Annotated in this window: 1 protein-coding gene; it reads left to right on the forward strand. The window is 47.1% G+C overall.

Translation table 11 applies throughout. From position 1 onward, the window contains the following. Positions 1-255 (forward strand): cyclase family protein (locus NLF92_RS13400; protein WP_254102749.1); only part of this gene is annotated, 255 nt, incomplete at both ends.

A 255-nucleotide genomic window follows, 5' to 3' on the forward strand; every position in this document is an offset into this window, starting at 1 on the left:
TGTAATGCATTCAGGTACTCATATTGATGCACCGGCCCATGTGGTTGAGGGTACCCCCTTTATGGACCAGATGCCTTTACCGCGATTTTTTGGGACCGGTGTTGTGGTGTCTATCCCAAAACAAAAGTGGGAGGTTATCACCGCCGAAGACTTAGAGAATGCGACCCCTAAAATTAAAGAAGGTGACATTGTCATTATTAATACCGGTTGGCATCACACCTACGCGGATTCTTCTGAGTACTACCATTACGGCCC

The organism is Opacimonas viscosa (genome assembly GCF_024199005.1).
GTDB classification, from domain to species: Bacteria; Pseudomonadota; Gammaproteobacteria; order Enterobacterales; family Alteromonadaceae; genus Opacimonas; species Opacimonas viscosa.